Raw genomic sequence first — 16,714 nt, 5'->3', positions numbered from 1 at the left:
AACTGAGTGTTGAGAAGGTAATGAAACATTTTCCCCAGAACTTGCACGAATTCTTTTTGACACGACATTGCTCACATTGCTTCCAGTGTAATTTATAGCTTCTTGGTAAAGCTGCCATACAAATGGAAATAGCTTCACCACTTCTGCTAGGCGACCCAATTGGGTCGCTTTTTTCTTTTCTGAGATTTCTAATTGACGCCTCTCTTGGCAACTTTTCCACATGTCATGATCATTTTAGGATCGTTGATCTTCTCACCTGTTGGTATTTATTTTCTTTAATAACAGTATCTTATGGTTGTGGTTTGAAGGTTTCATTTCCGTTGGATAACCAGTGGATAATTTCTATAAACAGAGTTATCCACAAGAAGGTGCAAATTTCGTGAATAACATCGGAAAATTTCCGCGACCTCGATCGAGCGAACAAGATAGATTCGGATCAGCAGTCATGGCATTCTAAGCAGATCTATTAAGTACTGATTTGGATACAGACAATTATGGCAAGTATTCCTGAAAATCCGTTGATTCTGATCGACGGCTCTTCTTACCTATATCGCGCTTTTCACGCTTACCCAGGCACGATGAGTAACGGTGAAATTCCAACTAACGCAGTTTACGGTGTAGTGAACATGTTACGCAGCATGATGCGTCAGTTTGCTTCCGATCGTATCGCAGTGGTTTTCGATGCGAAGGGTAAAACCTTCCGTGACGATATGTACCCGGAATACAAAGCGAATCGTCCACCAATGCCGGACGATCTTCGTTGCCAGATTGAACCTCTGCATAACGTTATTCGTGCGATGGGTCTGCCATTGATCTGTATTCCAGGCGTAGAAGCCGATGACGTGATTGGTACTCTGGCTTATCAAGCATCGCAACAAGGCATGCCTGTTTTGATCAGTACTGGCGATAAAGATATGGCGCAGTTGGTGGATGATAACGTTACGTTGATCAACACCATGACCAACGTCGTGATGGATCGTGAAGGTGTGGTTGAGAAGTTTGGTATCCCACCAGAATTGATCATCGACTACCTAGCGTTGATGGGCGATAAAGTCGATAACATTCCTGGCGTTCCGGGTGTGGGTGATAAAACGGCAACTGCTTTGCTACAAGGTATTGGCGGCCTGACAAAGCTGTATGAAAACCTCGACGATATCGCTGCGCTTGGCTTCCGTGGTTCAAAAACCATGGCTAAGAAGCTAGTCGATAACAAAGACAACGCAATGCTGTCTTACGAGCTTGCCACCATCAAGCTGGATGTGGAACTGGAAGAGACGCCAGAATCATTGCTAAAAGCAGAACCAAGCACAGATGAACTGATCAAACTGTACGGTCAGTTGACGTTCAAGTCTTGGTTGAATGAGCTATTAGAAGGCGGTACAGGTGTAGTTGAAGCGGATGAATCAACCGGCGCAGCGCGTGGAGGTTCTGCTTCATCTAAAGCAGATATGGACACCTCAGCAGTAAAAATCGACCGTAGCCAATACGAAACCATCCTAGATGAAGCTTCATTTAATGCTTGGTTAGACAAACTAAAAGCATCTGAATTATTTGCGTTTGATACCGAAACTGACAGCCTAGATTACATGGTGGCAAACTTGGTTGGTTTGTCATTTGCAACTGATGAAGGCATTGCGGCTTATGTACCAGTGGCTCATGACTACCTAGATGCGCCTCAGCAGCTGGATCGTGATTGGGTGCTAGAACAGCTTAAACCGATTCTTGAAGATGATGCTCAGGCTAAAGTCGGTCAAAACCTAAAATACGATGCGTCTGTGCTGGCTCGCTACGGTATCGAGATGAAAGGCATCAAGCACGACACCATGTTAGCGTCTTACGTCTACAACAGTGTAGGCGGCAAGCACGATATGGATAGCTTGGCACTGCGCTTCCTACAGCACAGCTGCATTTCATTCGAGCAAATCGCAGGTAAAGGTAAAAACCAACTGACCTTCAACCAAATCGATCTGGATGAAGCTTCACCATATGCTGCAGAAGATGCAGACGTGACACTTCGTCTACATAACCGTTTGTTTGCTAACATCGAGCAAGATGAAAAGCTAAAAACCGTATACGAAGAAATCGAAATGCCTCTCGTGCCTGTGCTGTCTCGCATTGAACGTACTGGTGTATTGATTGATGACATGAAGCTTAGCGCGCAATCTGTAGAAATTGCTGCACGTCTGGACGAGCTTGAGCAGAAAGCCTATGAGATTGCAGAACAAGAGTTCAATATGAACTCACCGAAGCAGCTGCAAGCACTTCTGTTTGAAAAAATGGGTCTACCAGTTATCAAGAAGACGCCATCAGGCACACCTTCGACTAATGAAGAAGTGCTGCAAGAGCTGGCTCTGGATTACCCACTACCAAAACTGATTTTGGAATACCGTGGTCTGGCGAAGCTAAAATCAACGTACACCGACAAACTACCGAAGATGATCAACCCATCAACGGGTCGTGTGCATACTTCTTACCACCAAGCGGTGACTGCAACGGGTCGTCTATCTTCAACCGATCCTAACTTGCAGAACATCCCAATTCGTAATGAAGAAGGTCGTCGTATTCGTCAGGCATTCGTTGCCCCTACGGGTTATAAGATTCTGGCAGTCGACTACTCTCAGATTGAATTACGTATTATGGCGCACCTATCAGGTGACCAAGCGCTGCTTGATGCGTTCCGTGATGGCAAAGATATCCACGCGGCAACCGCAGCAGAAATCATGGGCGTTTCTATTGAAGACGTTTCAAGTGAGCAACGTCGCCGTGCGAAAGCGGTTAACTTCGGTCTAATCTACGGCATGAGTGCGTTTGGTTTGGCGAAGCAACTGGGTATTCCTCGTGGTGAAGCACAAGCCTACATGGACAAGTACTTCGAGCGCTACCCAGGCGTGATGCAGTACATGGAAGACACGCGCAGTGCGGCTTCAGAGCAAGGCTTCGTCGAGACCATCTTTGGTCGTCGCTTGCACCTTCCTGAAATTCAATCTCGTAACGGGATGCGTCGTAAAGCGGCAGAACGTGCAGCGATCAACGCACCGATGCAAGGCACCGCAGCGGACATTATCAAGAAGGCGATGTTACTGGTTGATCAGTGGATTCAAGAAGAAGGCAACGGTCGAGTGAAACTTCTGATGCAAGTACACGATGAACTGGTGTTTGAAGTTGAAGAGTCGTCTTTGTCCGAAATTGAAAGTAAAGTACAGAATTTGATGGAATCTGCAGCAGAACTGAAAGTGCCTCTAGTGGCGGAAGCGGGTCATGGTGACAACTGGGATCAAGCACACTAGTCATTTTTAAGTCAATTTAGCCTATTTAGTATGAGCCAGCGCACAAACGCTGGCTTTTTTGTGTCATTAAAAAAGCAAATCACATCTTAGATTTAATGTTGCTTAATAAAACTTTCATGAAAAAAAACTACAAAAGTTCTTTGCAAATCTGACCAATTGTTGTACATTATCTCTCGTAGGGTACAGAGGTAAGATGTTCTATCTTTCAGACCTTTTGTTTCACGTTATTGGATTAGGCTGATTCAGCCGCCCCAGTCAGTTTTTGACTGGGGCGTTTTTTATTGGGCGAAAGAAAATTTTTCTTTTGGAACAGTAAGTTAAACTAAGTCTTCAAAAATCTTCTCTTTTGACATCTCTAAGTCACTGCAAAATCTCGATTTTTCCTTCAAATTTATTGCGTTATTCATGCTGTAAATTTACGCCAGTCACACTATTATTTTTTCTTGAAAGAAACTAAGTTACGTCTTTTTGATGCTTTGTTTAACTTAACTGTCTGAATATTAAAGCTATTGATAGGTTTGGAAGGAACGGTTTGTCGGTGGGCAGGAAATAAGATTGCTTTTTAACCTATTGAAATCGAATCTCAGTTCAGTAATGCTTCGCCACATAACAATAATTACCAATTTTTCTCTCCCGTTATCCCTGCCAGGAAGGTGGGGATTTTTATTGCCTGAAATTCACGGTTTTGGGTGACGGATAAACAAAAGCCCCACCAAAAGGTAGGGCTGTGTCGAAAAAATTTAACAAATTTTGTTAATTATTCTTCGCCGCTCTCGTGAGCGTCTTGCTCGTCTTCTTCAAGCAAGTGCGCAAATGCTGGTGCAAACCACGTGTCGAGTTTGGCACGTAGCTGATCTACGCCTAGACCTTTTAGTGAAGAGAACACATCAACCGATACGTCACCACCAAAAGTTTCTACTTGTTTGCGGATTTTCAGTAGCGTTTGTTTGCGAGCACCGCTTTTCAGTTTGTCTGCTTTAGTCAGAAGAACTTGAACAGGGATGCGGCTGTCGATCGCCCAGAAAATCATTTGTTGGTCGAGATCTTTCATTGGGTGACGGATATCCATCAGAACCACCAAGCCTTTTAGGCACTCGCGTTTCTGTAGGTATTCACCTAATGATTTTTGCCATTTGTTCTTCATCTCAATCGGTACTTGAGCGAAGCCATATCCTGGCAAATCGACAATGTGACAACCTTCTTCCACTTTGAAAAGGTTGATCAACTGAGTGCGACCTGGGGTCTTTGATGTCTTCGCTAAGCTTTTTTGGTTAGTAAGACGGTTAAGTGCACTCGATTTACCAGCGTTTGAGCGTCCTGCAAACGCAATTTCGACACCTTCGTCCTCAGGTAAGTGACGAATATCGGGTGCGCTGGTGATGAAATGCGTGTTTTGGTAATGAATTTTTACGCTCACTGTTAACTCCATCTCGACTTTGTGTAGTCGATTGATTACTTTTTTGTGAAATTGTGTAAAATAACCGTGCTCGGCATAAGGTCGCCTATTGTACCATGAGTGTACGCGGTATGTTCACATTCCGTGGTACTGGAAGCTTGATAATTATAATGGAATGTCATGAAGAAATTAGCGCTAATTTTGAGTCTTTTAGCCAGTTGCTCAGTATGGGCCCAAGGTAATATTGAAGCTGGTAAAGCAAAATCACAAACTTGTGTCGCCTGTCACGGAGCGGACGGTAACAGTGCAATCGCAATGTACCCGAAACTTGCAGGCCAACACGCTAAGTATCTTGAGAAGCAGTTAAAAGATCTAAAACTAGGTATGACTAGTGGTGGTAAACAAGGTCGTTACGACCCTGTAATGAGTGGTATGGCAATGCCACTGAGCGATGAAGACATCGCTGATCTATCTGCATACTACGCCTCTCTACCTATCTCAGAGAGCTCAACACCAGAAGACGTTGTTGAGAAAGGTAAAGTATTGTACACCGCTGGTGATGCAGAGCGCGGTCTAACCGCATGTATCGCATGTCACGGCCCTCGTGGTAACGGCACTGAGCTTTCAGGTTTCCCTAAAATTTCTGGTCAGCACTCTGACTACATCAAAGCTCAGCTAGAAAAGTTCCGTGATGGTAACCGTGGTAACGACATGAATGCCATGATGCGTGACATCGCGAAGAAAATGACAGACGAAGACATCGAAGTTCTGTCGAAATACGTTGGCGGTCTGCACTAAACCCCTACAAAGTTCGAGCACAGTTACACAAATATGCCCTAGCGTTTTCGCTGGGGCATTTTTGTTAGTGACCTTAATTAATCACGGTCTTATTTTCTTAATACCTATTTATTAGTGATATCAATCACACATGGTTTTTGGGTATGAAGAGATAGTTAGCTCGGTGCTTTGTGAGACATTTGCCATACTTGGTCGATACTATCTCTCCCTTTGTTTTTAAGTTATTGATAAAAATAGTTAATTATTTTTGGAGAAAAAATCCTATCAATAATTTCTTTCAATGACTTGTTGGTTTTTATCCAATCCGTAAAGTAGAAGCTGTTCACAAGGAGTGAATCACAGGAATTTAGACCATGGATATAAGGTCTCCAAGGACGCAAACGAAGGACGTTTGGTAGTCGGAAAAGGGACTTAGATAGGCAAGGAGCCTATCAGATATGGATGGTCATCTAGTCTAACGGTTAAGACAGCGGAACGGATCAGGCTTCAGGAAGTAGCTCAGTCAACAGGAAGTGAAAGGATAGCCAAAACTCATCAGGACGATGAAGAACAACACTTTTTGGCAGGGAAAGCTCGAAAAACAAAAGGATTCTTGGTGCACCAGATGTGTGCAACACAGTTTCGCCACTTATTGGTGGCATTCAGAAAGCGACAGTCTCACTGTCGCTTTTTTTATATTCATTTTTGCCAATCAAAGTTTTTTAACAAAAACTGCTGAAAAAGTATCCAACAACACTCCAATCTGTGTCCACTTTCTGGTATGTTTCGCATCCCTGTTTGAGGAAGTCAGCATGCACACCTGTCCTTTATGCCAGAATCAGCGCACTCACCAATTTTTTGAAGACAAGCGACGCGAGTATCTTCAGTGTGAGCAGTGCAGTTTGGTATTCGTCAATCCAGACCAACGTTTGGATGCGGAAACTGAAAAAGCTCACTATGATCTGCATGAGAACAATCCCGAAGATATGGGATATCGACATTTTTTGTCGCGAATTGCTGACCCAATCGCAGAGCGAATTTCACCACAATCGAACGGAATCGACTTTGGTTGTGGTCCAGGCCCAACGCTTTCATTAATGTTAGAAGAGGCGGGGCACAACATGGCGTTGTATGATCTTTACTATCACCCTGATACATCGGTGCTAGAAAGGCAGTATGACTTCATGACAGCAACAGAGGTGATCGAACACCTCTACCACCCTGATATGGTGTGGAAGCAATGGTTGAATTTAGTTAAGCCAGGTGGCTGGATAGGCCTGATGACGAAAATGGTCATCGATGTTGAAGCCTTTCAATCATGGCACTACAAGAACGATCCAACTCATGTGGTGTTCTTTAGCCGTGAAACGTTCCAGTTCCTAGCTGAGCGGGATAAGCTCGAACTCGAATTTATTGGTAATGATGTAATTTTACTGAGGAAAGCCCAGTAATGAGCCGTAGTAAAAAATCTAGAAAGCCAGGTGCCGCTGGCGCACCTGAGTTTGTTGTAACTCGTAACCGTACAGAATCTGACGTTCAAGGCCGTCTGCGCAAGCGCGCTAAAAAGCGTAAAGGCTTGAAGACCGGTAACCGTAACTCAGAAGTAAACGAACAGAAGAAGCAATCTGCTGCACAAAATCGCGATCCGCGTTTGGGTAGTAAGAAGAAGATTCCTCTGATCGTTGAGCCTGTGAAGAAGCAAACGAAGCAAGAGCGTCGTCTATCAGCTGCACAAGAGCTAGAGATGCTAGAAAACGATGCGCAATTGAACGTGTTGTTGGATCGCATTGAAGCGGGTGAGAACCTAGGCACAGGTCTACAAAAATACGTAGATGAGAAGCTAGATCGTATCGAAAAACTGATGGACCAACTGGGTCTGCTTGAGCCGGAAGAAGAGGAAGACTTTACCGCTCCTAAAGGTACTCGTAACGACGATGACCTGCTAGCAGACTTCGATGACATCAACTTCGACGATTACAAAGGATAAGTAACTCATGAACGTAACCTTATTAGCGATTGCAGGTGCAGTGATCATTATCGCGCTGGCTTCTTATGCAGGTTACCTTCTGCTTCAATTGAAAAAGCAAAAGGAATTGCAGCTGAAGCACAAAAAATTGGCGATCGATAAACGTAACGCCAACATTTTTGAGAACGTGCATACCTTATGTCAGGCAGGTATCCAAGGTCAGTGTGATTTGTCTGAAATCAGTATCCGTGTTTACAACATCATGGACTATGTTCAGGGTGAAGACCGTGTTGATTTTGATAAAACATACCCTGCGATTTCTGAGCTGTATCATGTTGTGAAAGATATGGCGCGCGGTGAAGACCGTCAGAACCTTGCTAAGAAAGAGCGTATGCAACAAAACTTAGATCGCCATAAAGCGGAGCAGCGCTTAACGGATGCGATCATAGAAGAACTCAAAGTGTTGCAAAAAAACGTCCAGCCACTGAATAACCAAATCAATATTCAGATGATCTAATTCGTACCCCTGATGGTTTCCTTATCACCATTGGGGGTATCGTGATCACGCTAGCACTTCTTTGGTTTTATACTTAAAAAGCCGCCAACGGCTACCGTAGTTGCCATCGTCGTATGGCAAAATAGCGGTTTCTGAATATCGGGTGGCGATATACGTCTCCCTAGCATTTAACGGAAAGTACCACCATGTCGAATCAACATACTGAATCGAAACAGCAAATCGTCTGGGATCAAGCGGTGTTGGATAAGTACAACTACTCTGGTCCGCGCTACACGTCGTACCCGACTGCGCTGGAATTTCATGAAGCGTTTACCATCTCGGACTACGATATGGCATGCACTCATTACCCAGAACGCCCGCTATCTCTGTACGTTCACATTCCGTTCTGTCATAAGCTTTGCTACTACTGTGGCTGTAATAAAGTCATTACTCGCCATTCGCACAAAGCAGACGAATACCTAGATGTGCTTGAGCACGAGATTCGCCAACGCGCTTCGTTATTGGGTGAGCGCACTGTGACTCAATTGCATTTTGGTGGTGGTACACCAACTTTCCTATCTGAAAAACAAATCACACGTGTGATGGACTTGCTACGCCAAGAGTTCACCTTTAGTGCGGATGCGGAAATCAGTATTGAAGTTGACCCTCGTGAAATTGAGCTAACCATGCTGGATCACCTTCGTGGTGAAGGCTTCAACCGTCTGAGCATTGGTGTGCAGGACTTCAACAAAGAAGTTCAGCAGCTTGTGAACCGTGAGCAAGATGAAGAATTTATCTTTGCCATGGTAGCTCGTGCGAAGGAGCTTGGCTTCCGCTCGACTAACCTTGATTTGATTTACGGCTTGCCGAAACAAACTAAGGCGTCTTTTGCGAAAACATTAGAGCAAGTGCTAGCAATGCAACCGGGTCGTTTGTCTGTGTTTAACTACGCACACATGCCGCAATTGTTCGCTGCGCAGCGTAAGATTAAAGACGACGATTTGCCAAAAGCGGAAGAGAAGATGGCTATTCTGCAAGACACCATCGCAACGCTAACAGGCGCTGGTTACCAGTTCATCGGCATGGACCACTTTGCAATGCCAGATGATGAGCTTGCTGTGGCTCAGCGTGAAGGTATTTTGCATCGCAACTTCCAAGGCTACACGACGCAAGGTGAATGTGACTTGGTAGGCTTTGGCGTTTCTGCGATTTCAATGATTGGTGATGCGTACGCACAAAACCAAAAAGAGTTGAAGAAATACTACGCACAAGTGAATGAATCTCGCCATGCATTGTGGAAAGGCGTATCACTGGATGCGGATGATTTGTTGCGTCGTGAAGTGATCAAACAGCTTATCTGCAACTTCAAGCTGGATAAGACAGCGATTGAGTCTGAGTTCGGCGTGAAGTTCGATCAATACTTCAAAGAAGACTTAGGTCTACTGCAAACCTTCATCAATGATCAGTTGGTAGAAGTGGATGACAGCGAAATTCGCGTTACCCTGCGTGGCCGCCTTCTTATTCGCAACATCTGTATGTGTTTCGATAAGTACCTACGAGCGAAAGCGCGTCAGCAGCAGTTTTCTCGCGTTATCTAATCTTTCATTAGATTTCGAATGCAAAAAATGCCAGCAGATGCTGGCATTTTTTATGTCTTTCGTGGCAATTAAACGCGATCTTTCACTTTTTCTTTCAGCTCAGTTTTTTCTGCGTCTGATAGGAAAGCGATGTCTAGGCCGTTGATTTGTGCTTGGCGAATCTGTTCTTGAGTCAGCCCTGCTGCTGGTGCAGCTACTTCGTATTCATAAGGCAGTTCAATACCTTCCACAGCTGGATCGTCTGTGTTTAGACACGCAAGTACACCGTGATCTAGGAACTGTTTCAGTGGGTGGTTTGCCAATGACTCAACCGTGCTAGTTTGGAAGTTAGACGTTAGACACGACTCAATACCAATGCGATTTTCTGCAAGGTAGTCCATCAGTTTAGGGTCGTGAATTGCTTTCACGCCGTGACCGATACGTGTTGCACCAAGTTCTTGGATCGCTTGCCACATGCTTTCTGCACCCGCCGCTTCACCAGCGTGGACGGTCACATTCAGACCTGCGTCGCGCACTTGCTTGAAGTGAGAAACAAAACGATCACCCGGTTGGCCAAGCTCATCACCAGCTAGGTCAACAGCGACCATGTGGTCTTTTTGGCTAAGGATTGCATCTAGCTCTTGCTGACAAGCATCAGTACCGAAAGTACGGCTCATGATACCGATTAGGTTTGCCTTGATACCGAAGTCGCGCATACCCGCTTGCACGCCATCAACCACGGCTTCCACAACGCCTGCCACTGGCAGTTTATGTTTCATTGCCATGTAGTAAGGTGAGAAGCGAAGTTCGGCGTAGTCGATTTGCGCGTTCAGTGCGTCTTCTACGTTTTCGTAAGCAACGCGGCGACATGAGTCTAGATCGCCCAGTACCGCCACACCCCAATCAAGCTTAGAAAGGAAGGCTACAAGAGATGGCTCAGCTTCAACAATTTGAACGTGTGGTGTTAGCGATTCGATATCGTAAGCAGGTAGAGCAATACCAAATTGCTGACCAAGCTCAAGAATAGTCTTAGTACGAATGTTACCGTCAAGGTGACGGTGCAAATCAGTTAGGGGAAGATTCTTAGTTATCATTATGTCGATCCGGGTTGTTTGTTGTGAACAGGAACTCAGCCCAAACATTATCAATGACAATACATGGGGAAGATTTGCAGTTAAGTATAAATAACAGTTAGGTAGATTGTCAGTAGAGGATGACTAGGAATTCAACGATTTCCGTTGTTTTCTACTTCATGTTAACCAAATGTGTTGGCCACTCTTCCATCGGCATAGGACGGCTGTAATAGAAGCCTTGCACTTGATTGCATCCAAGCGAGCTGAGCAATTGTGCTTGCGCAGCGGTTTCTACCCCTTCTGCCACAACGTTAGTCTTCATGCCCTTGGTAATGTTGATGATCGCCGCAACCACAGAGCTGTCGAGGTTCTCTTTGGTAAGGCGATTAATGAAGGTGCGATCTATCTTCAAGCAGGTAAACGGCAACGCATGTAAGTAAGCTAATGACGAGTAACCTGTGCCGAAGTCATCAATCGCAATACCCAGTCCCATCTCTCTTAGTTTGAGAAGGTTATCCAACGTTGTTGGTGCGCTGTCGATGATGCGCGACTCGGTAATCTCTAACGTCACGTTGTTTGCTGAAAGGCCAGTTGTGTGCAGAACTTTCGCAACGGACTCGACGAAGTTAGGGCTCGACAGCTGATGAACTGACACATTCACGTGCAGTTGGAAGTCTTGCGGCCATTGTTTACTGTCGATGGCTTTACGAGTGTCACTACAAGCTTGGAAAAGGATTTGCTGACCAATGGTTTTGATCATGCCGCTTTCTTCTGCGATAGGGATGAAGTCGAGTGGTGAAATCATGCCAGACTCACTGTGCCAGCGTGCCAAAGCTTCTGCTCCGCATATATTGCCCGTCGCGAGGTCAATGATCGGCTGATAGAAAGGCACAAACTCTCGGTTATCAATACCCGTCTGGATCTTCGCCAGCATCTGAGTTCTGAACTTAGAAGCACTCGCCATCTCAGGACTGTAATGGCAAACGCTGGTACGGGAATCCTGTTTGGCATAGCTGAGCGCAATACTGGCGTTACGCAACCATAGCGACATGGTTTGCTCTGGTTGTGTGCGAACGACACCAACAGAAATCTTGATGACCACTGTTTCACCATCAAGCATGAATGGGGCTGCCAGCAGCTGTTGTAAGCGTCGCTCCATTAAACTGATGTCTTCATCTGAGTGTGTCGTTGGCATGAATACCGCAAATTCATCACCACCAATTCGAGCGAGTGTCGCTTCGTCATGAAGTTGCTGTTTGAGTCGCTCTGCAATATGAATTAGCAACTGATCGCCGTTGTGATGGCCGATACTGTCGTTGATATCCCTAAATTTGTTGATCCCAATAAGATACAAACTACCTTGGCCCGAGTGAGTCAACGTTTCGCTCACTTCTATCAAACCTTGGCGACTGTATAAGCGGGTAAGAGAATCAAATTCAAGCTGTTCACGTAGCGCTTTAAATGAGGCTTTTAGATTTCCCTTCATTTCATTAAAGGCTTGTACCAGGACGGTGGTTTCGTACACGTAGCCCGGCTTAGGCATGGTGCTATCCCAATCCCCTTTGGCTAAATGCTGTGCGGCGGTTGCAGTGGCATTGATCGGGCGAGTAACCCGATTGAATATCAGCATGCTAATAACGATGCCAAATAAGCTGACTAAAAAGCCGACTATCCAACTTTTTTGTTGGCTTTTTGGAAGCGTACCGAGTAGCTCTGTTTCTGAGATTGAAGTGCCAATAAACCAAGTTAAGCCATTGGCATCGTAGTACGGTGTGATGCGGCTAAAGGTACGTTGGCCATTAAAATCGAATTCGAATGTGTAGGGTTGGTCGCTGTAAGTGAGTGATTGTCCACTTACACGTGCAGCGCTCATTTGAATAATCGGGTCGATGCTTTCTTCTGCTAACAGGCGCTGTCCTTTGTCTGAAAACTTTGTTCCCCATGAGATCACGCTGCCTTGCCCTGAATGAGCGACTAAGCGATGTGCTTGGTCCATGATGTAAACAGAGGCGTTGGTCTCTTGTTTGAGTTCTTGTAGAAACTGGTTGAAGGTATTAATGCGCACATCGGTTACTAACACACCAGCAAATTTACCCTGCTCAAATACCGGAGTCATGGCAGATAGGGTAATGTCTTGGCGCTCGTCTGCATTGGCGTAAATTGGTGACCAATGTGGCTTTTTATCTTGAGCAACAGGCTGATACCAAGGGCGAGTGCGAGGGTCATACGACGCAATAACCGTGCGAATATCGTCACTGATTTCTTCACTGCCGTAAATCACTAAGTTGCCATCGGTTCGGTGGTCTTGCACCATTAGGGTATAGGCGTCAGCTGACTCACGTCGAAAGCCGGTAAAGTCCCCCGTTTCTGAGCCAAAGGCAATCACATCCAGTTGTGGCATCGAGTGGTACAAGTCTTTGAAGGCACTAAGCAGATAAGCTTGAACGTCTTTGGTGTCGTTTGGGTGGTAAAGGTTGTGATAACTGACGTTATGCCCTAGAGCATTAACGGTAGTGAAAGGCTTGCGCAGGTAGTCATTAAGGTGGTCGTGAACACTCTCTGTGAGGACAGAAAGCTGTTTGTCACTGATGTCGGTGACGACTTCTTCGTAGCTCTGTTTTTGGACGTAGACAATCACACCGATAGCCAGCAAAAAAATCATCACAAATGGGATGAGAACAGCAGTGCGTAGTGTAATTTGAGTTGTCGCGTTTGACATTGCCTAGTCACATAAGGGGTGTCGTACCATAATTGTACTGACACTTAGGTTACCAAGCGAGCGAAAAAGTGTGCGCTTGATAACCATTTGTCAAACTCGTAACCGTTCGAGATCAGTACAATTCTTTTAATTTCCGGGTTAGGGTATTGCGTCCCCATCCAAGTACTTTAGCGGCATCTTGCTTGTGACCTTTAGTGTGTTCTAACGCCGCTTCCAATAAAATGCGTTCAAATTCTGGCAAAGCGTAGGAAAGCAGTTCTTTATCCCCAGCTTCTAGCGCATGGCGAGCCCAATCCGCTAATTGTTCTTGCCAACTGCCGCTGGTGGCTTCGGTGACGATTTTCTTCTCTTCCAGCAGCTCTGCAGGCAAGTCACTTGGCAAGACTTCGCTACCGCTTGCCATCACAGTCAGCCAACGACAGATGTTTTCTAACTGACGTACGTTACCCGGCCAATCGAGACGGTTAAGAATTTCGACCGAAGAAGGGTGCAGTGTTTTGGTTTCGACACCAAGTTCATCAGCAGCGCGAACCAAGAAGTGCTGCGTCAGCTTTTCGATGTCTTGTTTACGTTCTCTAAGCGCTGGAATTTGCACACGAATGACGTTTAAACGGTGGAATAAATCCTCACGGAAATCGCCTTCATGAACCAGTTTCTCTAAGTTTTGGTGGGTAGCCGCCACGATGCGAACATCCACGCGAATTGGTGAGTGGCCGCCGACTCGATAGAACTGACCGTCCGCCAAAACACGTAACAAACGCGTTTGGATATCCAGTGGCATGTCACCGATTTCATCCAAAAACAAGGTGCCGCCATTGGCTTGCTCAAAACGACCTTGGCGGACGCTATTCGCACCAGTAAACGCGCCTTTCTCGTGGCCAAACAACTCCGATTCAATCAAATCTTTTGGGATCGCGGCCATATTGAGGGCAATAAAAGGTTTGTTGGCGCGCGGGCTGTGGCGGTGTAGGGCATGAGCAACCAGCTCTTTACCAGTACCGGACTCACCGTTGATCAGAACGGAAATCGAAGAACGCGATAAACGACCGATGGCGCGAAACACTTCCTGCATCGCAGGGGCTTCACCGATAATTTCAGGCGTGTCGGTTGGAATATCATCTGGTAGAAGCTGCTCGCGCTTGTTCTCTTGGCTATGGGCTATCGCACGCTCGACAAGCGTTAGAGTCTCGTCAATATCAAATGGCTTTGGCAGGTATTCGAAAGCGCCCTTTTGGTAAGCGTTCACCGCCGCATCCAAATCGGAATGCGCGGTCATGATGATCACGGGAAGGTCAGGGTAGTCACGCTGAACTTGCTTTAGTAGCTCCAAGCCATCGATACCGGGCATGCGAATGTCGGAGACCAAAACGTCTGGTACTTCACGCTCTAGCGCCATTAACACGCTTTCTCCGTCCGCATAGGTTTCGCATTTTATGTTGGCAGAGGAGAGGGTTTTCTCCATTACCCAGCGAATCGAACTGTCGTCATCGACGACCCAAACATATCCTTTACTCATGTAATAAATCCTTGCAGCAAAAGCCTAAAAACTGACGAATCGAAAAGCCATTTAATCAAGTCAGATTGGCAAATAAATTGTAAAAGTGGTGTGACCCGGCCAGCTTTCGACATCAATCTTGCCGTTGTGCTGGTCGATCAAATTTTGTGAAATAGACAAGCCAAGTCCTGTTCCGCCCTCACGGCCACTGACCATCGGATAGAAAAGCGTGTCTTGTAGTTCTGGCGGGATACCCGGACCGTTGTCGGTGATCTCAACGCGCGCCGCGAGTTTGCAACGCTGACCATGAATATTGGCTTGATGCACCGTTCTGGTGCGTATGGTTATTTTGCCATGCTCTTGGTGAGAGAGGATTTGCGCCGCATTGCTAACAATGTTGAGCATCGCCTGCTCGATTTGGTCAGCATCCATCAAAATCTCTGGCAAGCTCGGGTCGTAATCGCGCTCAATCACAACCGAATGCTGAGACTCTAACTCAACCAATTGACGCACTTTTTCAAGCACTTGGTGTAGGTTCTCTTGGGTCTTTTTGCCCGGTTTTTGAGGTCCTAGCAAGCGATCGACTAATGCTCTCAAGCGGTCGGCTTGTTCAATAATGATGTGGGTGTATTCCGTCAAAGAAGGATCGGGCAGCATTTTCTCCAGTAACTGTGCTGCGCCGCGTAAACCGCCAAGTGGGTTTTTGATTTCATGCGCCAAACCACGCACCAAAAGCTTCGCCGCCTGCTGTTGGGCATGTTGATTAAGCTCTTGAGTGAGTCGGCGTTGTTGGTCAATCTTACGCATTTCAACCAGCAGCATTAACTGTTTCTGCCATGTGATAGGGCTGACTGTCACTTCTAGCATCAAAGGTCTGCCATCGACGACAAAGGTTACGTCACTGTCTGTGATGCTTTGTCCACTCTGCAATGGCTGAGTGAGCAGCGCAAGATCCAATGATGCATGCTGAATCAACTGAGACAACGACTGCTCAACAATGCGCTTAGCACTTTGCGAGAACAAGAGTTCAGCCGCTGGGTTGGCGTAGCGCACGGCTAATCCATCATCAAGAATTAGCGTCGCTGTCACCATGTTATTGAGAATGGCACTGGAGAGACTAGTATCCACATTACGTCCTTGTTTGCGTTGTGATTGTGCGCTGCACTATATTGGTGCAATAGAACGTAAGTATGGCGAATAAACCTTAGAAGAAAAAGTAAAAAGCGCCGTTAGAGTGCGGTTTTTCTCACTTAATATTCTACTTTGCCCCTTTAACGGTCGGCTTGATACTCGCTCTATGTAAATGCACCGTTATAGGGCTAGTAGATGCAATAAGCTTGCCGCTTCTTTTAGCTTGTACCGCAAGGGTGTGAGTTCCACGGTCGATGTTATTCAATTGCCAAGTTAACCGGCTTTGTGGTGCCCCATATGGCTTGCCATCAAGGAAGAGTTGCAATTGTTCACCAATGCCTAGCTTGCGGTTGGCTTCGAGTTGGATATTGATGGAGCCAGGGTTGCTGCGAATGGTTTCGTCATGCTGCGGTGTCAGCATGGATAACGAGAGCGGAAGAGGCTTGTCTGCTTTTGGTTTCTCATCAGTTTGAGGTTCTGATGTGTTTTTGGCTTGAGGGGCGAGAGACTCGGTACTCTCCACTCTTGGCGCTGGGGCACTGGATTCAAGGTTAGGTAGAGAGATGGCTTTCGCGCCTTGGTTTGGAGTATCGCTAAAATGCACAACGCCGTCTTTATCCACCCAAGTATAGGCAACTTGTGATGAGACAGCGGACGCCATTAAAAGGCCGCTTAAGGCGCATAGCGATGGTAAAAGCTGAACTTTCATTGCTCACCTTCTTTTGATAGATGATTTCACGTTTGAGTGCTTAGCTCTTTGACCAATAAGGAAAAAGAGTTTTAGCGTATTTTAGTTA

Annotated in this window: 13 protein-coding genes; 7 read left to right on the top strand and 6 right to left on the bottom strand. The window is 46.0% G+C overall.

Features of this window, described 5'->3' with window-relative positions:
* The first annotated feature begins 494 nt into the window (after positions 1-494).
* Together polA and spfP are read left to right on the top strand one after the other, a co-directional pair.
* Positions 495-3,287 (top strand): DNA polymerase I, encoded by a 2,793-nt coding sequence (gene polA, locus H735_RS11160; protein WP_020195455.1) that lies wholly within the window; start codon positions 495-497, stop codon positions 3,285-3,287.
* A 193-nt stretch (positions 3,288-3,480) separates the two neighbouring features.
* Complete coding sequence (spfP, locus tag H735_RS32190; protein ID WP_438356636.1) at positions 3,481-3,528, top strand: small protein SpfP; 48 nt, start codon at positions 3,481-3,483, stop codon at positions 3,526-3,528.
* A gap of 516 nt (positions 3,529-4,044) precedes the next feature.
* On the opposite strand, the gene yihA is transcribed toward spfP, so the two are convergent.
* Complete coding sequence (gene yihA / locus H735_RS11155) at positions 4,045-4,704, bottom strand: ribosome biogenesis GTP-binding protein YihA/YsxC (protein WP_009707987.1); 660 nt, start codon at positions 4,702-4,704, stop codon at positions 4,045-4,047.
* 159 nt (positions 4,705-4,863) lie between these two features.
* Here yihA and H735_RS11150 point away from each other — a divergent pair, with 159 nt between their 5' ends.
* The 5 genes from H735_RS11150 to hemN all read left to right on the top strand — a co-directional run bounded on the left by H735_RS11150 (position 4,864) and on the right by hemN (position 9,520).
* Complete coding sequence (locus H735_RS11150; protein WP_005430024.1) at positions 4,864-5,481, top strand: c-type cytochrome; 618 nt, start codon at positions 4,864-4,866, stop codon at positions 5,479-5,481.
* A gap of 791 nt (positions 5,482-6,272) precedes the next feature.
* Positions 6,273-6,911 carry a class I SAM-dependent methyltransferase gene (locus tag H735_RS11145; RefSeq protein ID WP_027726639.1) on the top strand — a complete coding sequence of 213 codons (639 nt, stop codon included), beginning with the start codon at positions 6,273-6,275 and terminating at the stop codon, positions 6,909-6,911.
* Positions 6,911-7,447, top strand: a complete 537-nt coding sequence (gene yihI, locus H735_RS11140) for a Der GTPase-activating protein YihI (protein WP_020195453.1) — start codon at positions 6,911-6,913, stop codon at positions 7,445-7,447. The genes H735_RS11145 and yihI overlap by 1 nt, the downstream gene beginning before the upstream one ends.
* Before the next feature lie 7 nt (positions 7,448-7,454).
* Positions 7,455-7,943 carry a DUF2489 domain-containing protein gene (locus H735_RS11135; RefSeq protein ID WP_005434536.1) on the top strand — a complete coding sequence of 163 codons (489 nt, stop codon included), beginning with the start codon at positions 7,455-7,457 and terminating at the stop codon, positions 7,941-7,943.
* A 185-nt stretch (positions 7,944-8,128) separates the two neighbouring features.
* Positions 8,129-9,520: an oxygen-independent coproporphyrinogen III oxidase gene (hemN, locus tag H735_RS11130; RefSeq protein WP_020195452.1), complete on the top strand. Its 1,392-nt coding sequence runs from the start codon at positions 8,129-8,131 to the stop codon at positions 9,518-9,520.
* Between the two features lie 68 nt (positions 9,521-9,588).
* On the opposite strand, the gene add is transcribed toward hemN, so the two are convergent.
* The 5 genes from add to H735_RS11105 all read right to left on the bottom strand — a co-directional run bounded on the left by add (position 9,589) and on the right by H735_RS11105 (position 16,626).
* Positions 9,589-10,593, bottom strand: coding sequence for an adenosine deaminase (add, locus tag H735_RS11125; RefSeq protein WP_020195451.1), 1,005 nt, complete (start codon positions 10,591-10,593; stop codon positions 9,589-9,591).
* Between the two features lie 151 nt (positions 10,594-10,744).
* On the bottom strand, positions 10,745-13,291 hold the full coding sequence (gene gepA / locus H735_RS11120) for a phosphodiesterase GepA (RefSeq protein ID WP_020195450.1): 2,547 nt from the start codon (positions 13,289-13,291) through the stop codon (positions 10,745-10,747).
* Positions 13,292-13,403: 112 nt separating this feature from the next.
* Positions 13,404-14,807: a nitrogen regulation protein NR(I) gene (glnG, locus tag H735_RS11115; RefSeq protein WP_009707980.1), complete on the bottom strand. Its 1,404-nt coding sequence runs from the start codon at positions 14,805-14,807 to the stop codon at positions 13,404-13,406.
* Between the two features lie 60 nt (positions 14,808-14,867).
* Entirely contained in the window at positions 14,868-15,914 is a 1,047-nt protein-coding gene (glnL, locus tag H735_RS11110; protein ID WP_009707979.1) for a nitrogen regulation protein NR(II), read from the bottom strand.
* 130 nt (positions 15,915-16,044) lie between these two features.
* The gene (locus H735_RS11105) at positions 16,045-16,626 is read right to left on the bottom strand and encodes a DUF4124 domain-containing protein (protein WP_020195448.1); all 582 of its coding nucleotides are present in this window, start codon (positions 16,624-16,626) and stop codon (positions 16,045-16,047) included.
* Positions 16,627-16,714 lie beyond the last annotated feature (88 nt).

Source organism: Vibrio owensii CAIM 1854 = LMG 25443 (assembly GCF_000817815.1).
In the GTDB taxonomy this organism is placed as follows: Bacteria; Pseudomonadota; Gammaproteobacteria; order Enterobacterales; family Vibrionaceae; genus Vibrio; species Vibrio owensii.
This window is presented reverse-complemented; position numbering and strand designations above follow the sequence as displayed.

Excerpts from the sequence above, each read along its gene's own strand:
- glnG (WP_009707980.1), bottom strand. The coding sequence starts at position 14,807 with ATGAGTAAAGGATATGTTTGGGTCGTCGATGACGACAGTTCGATTCGC.
- gepA (WP_020195450.1), bottom strand. The coding sequence starts at position 13,291 with ATGTCAAACGCGACAACTCAAATTACACTACGCACTGCTGTTCTCATC.
- H735_RS11150 (WP_005430024.1), top strand. The coding sequence starts at position 4,864 with ATGAAGAAATTAGCGCTAATTTTGAGTCTTTTAGCCAGTTGCTCAGTA.
- H735_RS11135 (WP_005434536.1), top strand. The coding sequence starts at position 7,455 with ATGAACGTAACCTTATTAGCGATTGCAGGTGCAGTGATCATTATCGCG.
- yihI (WP_020195453.1), top strand. The coding sequence starts at position 6,911 with ATGAGCCGTAGTAAAAAATCTAGAAAGCCAGGTGCCGCTGGCGCACCT.
- hemN (WP_020195452.1), top strand. The coding sequence starts at position 8,129 with ATGTCGAATCAACATACTGAATCGAAACAGCAAATCGTCTGGGATCAA.
- polA (WP_020195455.1), top strand. The coding sequence starts at position 495 with ATGGCAAGTATTCCTGAAAATCCGTTGATTCTGATCGACGGCTCTTCT.
- H735_RS11105 (WP_020195448.1), bottom strand. The coding sequence starts at position 16,626 with ATGAAAGTTCAGCTTTTACCATCGCTATGCGCCTTAAGCGGCCTTTTA.
- H735_RS11145 (WP_027726639.1), top strand. The coding sequence starts at position 6,273 with ATGCACACCTGTCCTTTATGCCAGAATCAGCGCACTCACCAATTTTTT.
- add (WP_020195451.1), bottom strand. The coding sequence starts at position 10,593 with ATGATAACTAAGAATCTTCCCCTAACTGATTTGCACCGTCACCTTGAC.